This is a genomic window from Streptomyces sp. NPDC055962 (assembly GCF_042270185.1).
In the GTDB taxonomy this organism is placed as follows: Bacteria; Actinomycetota; Actinomycetes; order Streptomycetales; family Streptomycetaceae; genus Streptomyces.
Map to the genome: position 1 here is coordinate 356,634 of NZ_JBHJYN010000008.1, position 7,387 is coordinate 364,020.

Consider the following 7,387-nt stretch of genomic DNA (forward strand, 5'->3'; position numbering starts at 1 on the left):
GACGAATCTCCATGGACCGGCTCTCCAACACCGTGCGCCCCTACGCCTGGGGGTCCACCACGGCCATCCCCGAGCTGCTGGGCACAGCCCCGACCGGCGAACCCCAGGCCGAGATGTGGATGGGCGCCCACCCGGGAGCCCCGTCGCGCCTCCGCCGTTCCCCGGGACCGGACGGCGCCGGCTCCGGAACGGGCGAGCGGTCCCTCACGGACGTGATCGCCGAGGACCCCGCACGCGAACTCGGTGCCGCCGCCGTACGTGCCTTCGGCCCCCGCCTCCCCTTCCTGCTCAAGCTGCTCGCGGCAGGCGCCCCGCTGTCGCTCCAGGTCCACCCCGACCTCGCACAGGCACAGCAGGGGTACGCGGACGAGGAGCGCCGGGGCGTCCCCGTCGACGCCCCCCACCGCACGTACAAGGACGCCAACCACAAGCCCGAACTGATCTGCGCGCTCACGCCCTTCGACGGGCTGTGCGGCTTCCGCAGGCCCGCCGAGGCCGCCGAACTGATAGCGGCCCTCGGCGTCGACTCCCTCAAGCCCTATGCGGACCTGCTCCTCGCCCACCCGGAGGACGGGGCCCTGCGCGAGGTCCTCACGGCGATCCTCACGGCCGACCCCGCAGAGATGGCGCACACGGTCGCCGAGGCGGCCGAGGCCGCGGAACGGCTCGGCGGCGCCCACGCCCCGTACGCCCAGATCGCCCACCACTACCCCGGCGACCCGGGCGTCATCGCGGCGATGCTGCTGAACTACGTACAACTCCAGCCCGGCGAGGCCATGTTCCTCGGTGCGGGCGTGCCGCACGCCTACCTCGGCGGCCTCGGCGTCGAGATCATGGCCAACTCCGACAACGTGCTGCGCTGCGGTCTGACCCCCAAGCACGTCGACGTCCCCGAACTCCTGCGCATCGTCCGCTTCGAAGCCACCGAGCCCGGCATCCTGCGCCCTGAGGCGTCGCCCACCGGCGAGGAGCTGTACCAGACACCCGTCGACGAGTTCCGGCTCTCGCGCTACGTCCTGTCCTCCGGCGGTGCCCCCGTCGACCTCACGGCCCCCACCCCGCAGATCCTGCTCTGCACCGCGGGCGCCCCGACGGCCGGCGACATCACCCTCGCACCCGGCGAATCCGTGTTCGTCCCGGCGGACGAAACGGTCGAAGCGACCGGTACGGGAACACTCTTCCGCGCGACCGTGATGGTCTGACGTACCGTCCGCACGAGCGGCTGCAACAATGTCCGGCCGTACCGCGGCGCCCGTGCCGCAGCACCGAGGAAGGGACACCACGCACCCATGAGCGCGTCAGGCGGAACCAAGGCGATCGTGGCGGCACTCGCCGCCAACCTCGCGATCGCAGTGGCCAAATTCGTGGCGTTCCTCTTCAGTGGCTCGTCGTCGATGCTGGCGGAGAGCGTCCACTCGCTCGCGGACTCGGGCAACCAGGGACTCCTGCTGCTCGGCGGCAAGAAGGCCCAGCGCGAGGCGACTCCCCAACACCCCTTCGGCTACGGGCGCGAGCGCTACATCTACGCCTTCCTCGTGTCGATCGTGCTGTTCTCGGTCGGTGGCATGTTCGCGATCTACGAGGGCTACGAGAAGATCAAGCACCCCCACGAGATCGAGGCCTGGTACTGGCCGGTCGGTGTGCTGGTCTTCGCGATCATCGCCGAGGGCTTCTCCTTCCGTACGGCCATCGCGGAGTCCAACCAGACCCGCGGCAAGCTCTCGTGGACGCAGTTCGTCCGCCGGGCCAAGGCGCCCGAGCTTCCGGTCGTCCTCCTCGAGGACTTCGGCGCGCTCGTCGGCCTCGTCCTGGCCCTCGGCGGTGTCGGCCTGGCGCTGGCCACCGGTGACGGCGTCTGGGACGGCATCGGCACCCTCTGCATCGGCATCCTGCTGATCGCCATCGCGATCGTCCTCGCCGCCGAGACGAAGTCGCTGCTGCTCGGTGAGGCGGCCGGTGTCGAGGACGTCGAGAAGATCCACGCCTCCGTGGTCGACGGCGACACCGTCACCCGCGTCATCCACATGCGCACGCTCCACCTGGGTCCGGAGGAACTGCTGGTGGCCGCCAAGATCGCCGTACGGGCGGAGGAGACCGCCGCCGAGGTCGCGGAGGCGATCAACGCCGCGGAGCACCGGATCCGCGAAGCCGTGCCGATCGCCCGGGTCATCTACCTCGAGCCCGACATCTACGACGAGTCGGCCGCCGCGGCAGGCATCAACCCCGGCAAGGCCCCGGGCGGCCCCACGCCCTCCGACGACGCGCCGACGGAATCCGGCCACTGACCTGCCCTGTACCGGCCCCGAACGGCCCGGTGACCCGATTCGCCCCCCGGGCGGACTGGGGCTCACTGGGCCGTTCGGTGTAGATTCGGGGGAGTACCAGACGTCGCTGCTGATGGCGGTCGATCGGTCCGCCCCGGCGGACCGGCCGAGGGAGAGAGGGCCTCCGACGGACTGCACTGCGGATCGCCCGGGCATTCGTGTGCCCGTGACTGCCGCAGAGCCAGCCAGTCCACCCTCGACCCACTACGAGGAGCAGCCCGTTATGACGACGGCCGCAAACCGCCAGGACTTCAAGGTCGCCGACCTCTCCCTCGCCGCCTTCGGGCGCAAGGAGATCACCCTCGCCGAGCACGAGATGCCCGGCCTGATGTCGATCCGCAAGGAGTACGCCGCCGCGCAGCCGCTGGCCGGCGCCCGGATCACCGGCTCGCTGCACATGACCGTGCAGACCGCGGTGCTCATCGAGACCCTCGTCGCCCTGGGCGCCGAGGTCCGCTGGGCCTCCTGCAACATCTTCTCCACCCAGGACCACGCCGCCGCCGCCATCGCGGTCGGCCCGAACGGCACCCCGGAGGCCCCCGCCGGCGTCCCGGTCTTCGCCTGGAAGGGCGAGAGCCTGGAGGAGTACTGGTGGTGCACGGAGCAGGCCCTGACGTGGCCCAACACCCCCACCGGCGGCCCGAACATGATCCTGGACGACGGTGGTGACGCCACCCTCCTGGTCCACAAGGGTGTCGAGTTCGAGAAGGCGGGCGAAGCCCCGGACCCGTCGACCGCGGACAGCGAGGAGTACGCGTACATCCTCACGCTGCTGAACCGCACCCTGGGTGAGTCCCCCCAGAAGTGGACGCAGCTGGCGTCGGAGATCCGCGGCGTGACCGAGGAGACCACGACCGGTGTGCACCGTCTCTACGAGATGCACCGTGACGGCACCCTCCTGTTCCCGGCGATCAACGTCAACGACGCGGTCACCAAGTCCAAGTTCGACAACAAGTACGGCTGCCGTCACTCGCTGATTGATGGCATCAACCGCGCCACCGACGTCCTGATCGGCGGCAAGACCGCCGTCGTCTGCGGCTACGGCGACGTGGGCAAGGGCTGCGCGGAGTCGCTGCGCGGCCAGGGTGCCCGGGTGATCATCACGGAGATCGACCCGATCTGCGCGCTGCAGGCGGCGATGGACGGTTACCAGGTCACGACGCTGGACGACGTGGTGGAGACCGCGGACATCTTCGTCACGACCACGGGCAACAAGGACATCATCATGGCCTCGGACATGGCCCGGATGAAGCACCAGGCCATCGTCGGCAACATCGGCCATTTCGACAACGAGATCGACATGGCCGGCCTGGCCAAGATCGACGGTGTCGTCAAGGACGAGGTCAAGCCGCAGGTCCACACCTGGACGTTCGCCGACGGCAAGGTCCTGATCGTGCTGTCCGAGGGCCGCCTGCTGAACCTCGGCAACGCGACCGGTCACCCCTCGTTCGTCATGTCCAACTCGTTCGCGGACCAGACCCTGGCCCAGATCGAGCTGTTCACCAAGCCCGAGGCGTACCCCACCGATGTCTACGTGCTGCCGAAGCACCTGGACGAGAAGGTCGCCCGTCTCCACCTCGACGCGCTGGGCGTGAAGCTCACGACCCTGCGCCAGGAGCAGGCCGACTACATCGGCGTCCCGGTCGAAGGACCGTTCAAGTCCGACCTCTACCGCTACTGAGCCGGCCGTCGGCCGACGGCCGGCTCAGCTCTAGCAGCAGGTCCGAGTGCAGGCCCCCGCACCCCCGTGTCGGGGGCCTGCCCCGTACCGCACCCGCACAGCCCGAGGAACCCGAAGGACCCCATGCCCCGCGGCCGTTATTCGCTCCACGATCCGCACGACCACACCCCCCTCGGCGAAGAACACTTCCACTGCGCGCCCGGTCCTTCCGGCTGGCGCTACGTCTCCCAGACCACGGCCCCCTCAGGCGCCCATCTGGGCTCCGTCGATCTGGCGCTGGACGAACTCGGCCGCCCCATCCGCCTCGAACTGCATGCCGCGAGCTGGCAGATCCGCGGCGCCGCCCTCGACGGAGTCACCTGGGTACGGACCGACCCCACCGGTTCCCACGCCACCGAAGGCAACGTCCGTGCCCACTGCTTCTCCGGCACCTCCCCCGCGTTCCTCGTCGCCACGGCCCGGCTCCTGCGCCTCACCCCCGATTCCCCCGCGACCCGCGTCCGTCTGGTCACCTTCACGGACCCGGTTCTCGCCCCTCGTACCGTCGACCAGTCCTGGTCGCTGCTGAACAGTGAAGCGCACGCCACTGACAACGGGCCTCTGATCGTGGACGCGTACCAGGTCAATGCACTGGACACCGGTGATCAGCACACCGTCCACATCGCGGGGGACGTGGTGCTGGCGGCACCGGGGATCGAGCTCGAACACCTCGAATCCCCGCCCTCGCCCATGCCCCGCCGGGCGGGCGAGGGCTGAGGGCGGAGCCGCCGGGGTGGGCGAGAGGTGACGTCGGAGCCGCGGGTGGGCAAGGGCTGAGGACGGAGCCGCCGGAGAGGCCGTTCCCGACCTGGGGAGGCCGGGGCAGGCAGGCAGAGGTCAGGCCGGAGGGGCGAATCCCGTCGGGGCGGGCCCCTCGGCGCCGTTCCCGTCCGCGGGAGCATCGAGGGGCCGGCCGCCGTCATCCGAACGGGCACGCGTGGGGAGGGAGCCGAAGCCCCCTCCGTCCGCGGGCACCGGCGCAGGTGCGGGCATGGACATGGGCATGTGCATGGGCATGGGCATGTGCATGGGCATGGGCATGGATACGGGTATCGCTGCGGCCGTCGGTGGACGGCCGGCTTCCCGGCCGGCAGCCGCTGCCACCCGCCGCACGTCGCGTGCCTGCCGCTCGTTCACCACTGCCGCGAGATAGGCGGCAGCCGGGACTCCCTGAGGTACGGGCACTCCCGTACGCACGGCGAGGTCGGAGGAGAGCCGTTCGGCCAGCGCCCCGCCCACCGTGGCGTCGAGCTGGTTCATCCGTGTCAGGTACTGACGTATCGCCAGCCAGAGGCCGTCCGGGACGCCCGAGAGATCCAGCTGCGTGAAGCGGCCCACGAGCCAGGGCGGTGGCGGCGGCACGGAGCGGCCCCGTCCGGCCGGCACCCGCTCACGCACGACCAGGGTCCCGGCGAACACGTCGCCGAGCCGGCGGCCACGGGCGGACACCAGCGAGGCGATGCAGCCCACCACGCCGAAGGTCCCAAGAATCTCGACCACGCCCATCGCCCCACGCACGAGCGCGTGCCGGAACCGGATCGGACCGCCGTCGTCCCGCACGACCCGGAGCCCGCAGGCGAGCTTCCCGAGCGAACGACCATGGCTCAGCGTCTCGACCGCCACAGGTCCGCCGACCAGTACGAGAAGGAACGTGGCCACGGCGATCGCGGCGACGGCCGCGTCGTCGAGGGTCACCGTCGCCACGGCCAGGCCGACGGACACCAGCACGAAGACGGTCAGGAGAACCGCGAGATCGATGGCGATCGCCAACGCGCGGCTCGGCAGCCTCGCCGGCCGCAACCCCAGTACGACCGCGTCCCCCGTCACGAGCTCATTCATCGCCACCCCACCCCTCGCCGCCCATGTCTGCCCCTCGGGTTCACAGTCTGCCAAGCTGGCCCGCAGCGCACCGCCGTAGTACGGACCCGTACGCACCTTGCCTGGAGCAGCAGCCGACCATGGATCTCGACGTCTTCGTGACCACCCACCGCATCGAGTGGGACCGCCTGGACCATCTTCTGCACCGAGGACGCAGCCTGACAGGGGAGGAGGCGGACGAACTCGTCTCCTTGTACCAGCGCACCGCCACCCATCTGTCGCTGATCCAGTCCAGCGCGCCGGACCCGCTGCTGACCGCCCGCCTCACCCAGCTCGTGGCCCGCGCGCGTTCGACGGTGACGGGGACCCGCCGCGCCTCGTGGCGCGATGCCGCGCGATTCCTGACCGCCGGCTTTCCCGCGGCCGTCTACCGCTCCCGGCACTGGTGGATACCCACGGCCGTGCTCTCCGTACTCCTGGCCGCCGTGATCGGCTGGTGGATCGGCACGCACCCGGAGGTCCAGGCGTCGATCGCCGCCCCGGACGACCTGCGCGCGCTGACACGTCCGGGGGGCGAGTACGAGACCTACTACTCCAGCCACCCGGCTGCCTCCTTCGCGGCCCAGGTGTGGACGAACAACGCTCAGGCGGCGGCCATGTGCCTGGTGCTGGGTGCCTTCCTCGGCATCCCGGTGATCTGGATCCTGTTCGTCAACGTGCTCAACCTCGCCGTAGGCATCGGCCTCATGTCCTCCGCAGGCCGTCTGGACACCTTCCTCGGACTCGTCCTGCCGCACGGCCTTCTGGAGCTCACGGCCGTCTTCGTCGCGGCGGGCACAGGCCTGCGCCTCGGCTGGACGGTCATCGAGCCGGGCCCGCGCTCCCGACGCTCTGCCCTGGCCCAGCAGGGCCGAGCCGCTATCGGCATGGCCATCGGGTTGGCGCTGGTCCTCTTCGTCTCCGGTCTGATCGAAGGCTTCGTCACTCCCTCGGGCCTTCCCACCTGGGCCCGCATCACCATCGGCATCGCCGCTGAGCTGGCCTTTCTCCTCTACGTCTATGTCCTGGGAGGCCGAGCCGCGCGTGCCGGGGAGACGGGAGACCTCGAAAGGGCGGAGCGGAGTGCGGAGCTGCCCTCCGCGGCGTGAGAGCCGATGTGCGTTCGGCTCCGCTGACCTGCTAGTCTCCTCTTCGCCCACAAAAACCGTTGACACGGTCCGCGTGGGGAGGTAGATTTTAACGGTTGCGACGAGCTGGACAGGCTTCGTCGGGACCAACTAAAGTTCATCTTGCTCGTGCAGGGGACGTGATCTCCGCAGAGCCGATCGATTCTTCTCTTTCACGCAGTCAAGCCGGATTCGCTTCGGCCGAATTGCTTCTGATAAAGTCGAGTCAGCCGAAAGGCAAAGGCCCTCCGCAGGCTGCTGGATTTCAGATTCGGACCGGAAACGGAACGGAAAAGAGTCTGGTAAAGTCGGACTCGCCGGAAAGGGAAACGCGAAAGCGAAGAACTGGAAAGCGAAAC

Annotated in this window: 6 protein-coding genes; 5 read left to right on the top strand and 1 reads right to left on the bottom strand. The window is 69.8% G+C overall.

Annotated features, from left to right (window positions below; translation table 11 throughout):
- Window positions 1–11: 11 nt before the first annotated feature.
- The 4 genes from manA (at window position 12) to ACFC51_RS24060 (ending at window position 4,761) form a co-directional block, all read left to right on the top strand.
- Window positions 12–1,202 (top strand): mannose-6-phosphate isomerase, class I, encoded by a 1,191-nt coding sequence (gene manA, locus ACFC51_RS24045; protein WP_376530686.1) that lies wholly within the window; start codon window positions 12–14, stop codon window positions 1,200–1,202.
- A gap of 87 nt (window positions 1,203–1,289) precedes the next feature.
- Complete coding sequence (locus tag ACFC51_RS24050; protein ID WP_376530688.1) at window positions 1,290–2,285, top strand: cation diffusion facilitator family transporter; 996 nt, start codon at window positions 1,290–1,292, stop codon at window positions 2,283–2,285.
- 262 nt (window positions 2,286–2,547) lie between these two features.
- Window positions 2,548–4,005, top strand: coding sequence for an adenosylhomocysteinase (gene ahcY / locus ACFC51_RS24055; RefSeq protein ID WP_376379747.1), 1,458 nt, complete (start codon window positions 2,548–2,550; stop codon window positions 4,003–4,005).
- Window positions 4,006–4,128: 123 nt separating this feature from the next.
- On the top strand, window positions 4,129–4,761 hold the full coding sequence (locus ACFC51_RS24060; protein ID WP_376379745.1) for a hypothetical protein: 633 nt from the start codon (window positions 4,129–4,131) through the stop codon (window positions 4,759–4,761).
- A 120-nt stretch (window positions 4,762–4,881) separates the two neighbouring features.
- On the opposite strand, the gene ACFC51_RS24065 is transcribed toward ACFC51_RS24060, so the two are convergent.
- Window positions 4,882–5,883, bottom strand: a complete 1,002-nt coding sequence (locus ACFC51_RS24065; RefSeq protein ID WP_376530690.1) for an RDD family protein — start codon at window positions 5,881–5,883, stop codon at window positions 4,882–4,884.
- Window positions 5,884–6,002: 119 nt separating this feature from the next.
- Between ACFC51_RS24065 and ACFC51_RS24070 the strand changes: the two genes are divergently transcribed.
- Window positions 6,003–7,010 (top strand): stage II sporulation protein M, encoded by a 1,008-nt coding sequence (locus tag ACFC51_RS24070; RefSeq protein WP_376379740.1) that lies wholly within the window; start codon window positions 6,003–6,005, stop codon window positions 7,008–7,010.
- Window positions 7,011–7,387: the final 377 nt, after the last annotated feature.

Coding starts and splice junctions, on each gene's coding strand:
- manA (WP_376530686.1), top strand. CDS start 12: ATGGACCGGCTCTCCAACACCGTGCGCCCCTACGCCTGGGGGTCCACC.
- ACFC51_RS24050 (WP_376530688.1), top strand. CDS start 1,290: ATGAGCGCGTCAGGCGGAACCAAGGCGATCGTGGCGGCACTCGCCGCC.
- ahcY (WP_376379747.1), top strand. CDS start 2,548: ATGACGACGGCCGCAAACCGCCAGGACTTCAAGGTCGCCGACCTCTCC.
- ACFC51_RS24060 (WP_376379745.1), top strand. CDS start 4,129: ATGCCCCGCGGCCGTTATTCGCTCCACGATCCGCACGACCACACCCCC.
- ACFC51_RS24065 (WP_376530690.1), bottom strand. CDS start 5,883: ATGAATGAGCTCGTGACGGGGGACGCGGTCGTACTGGGGTTGCGGCCG.
- ACFC51_RS24070 (WP_376379740.1), top strand. CDS start 6,003: ATGGATCTCGACGTCTTCGTGACCACCCACCGCATCGAGTGGGACCGC.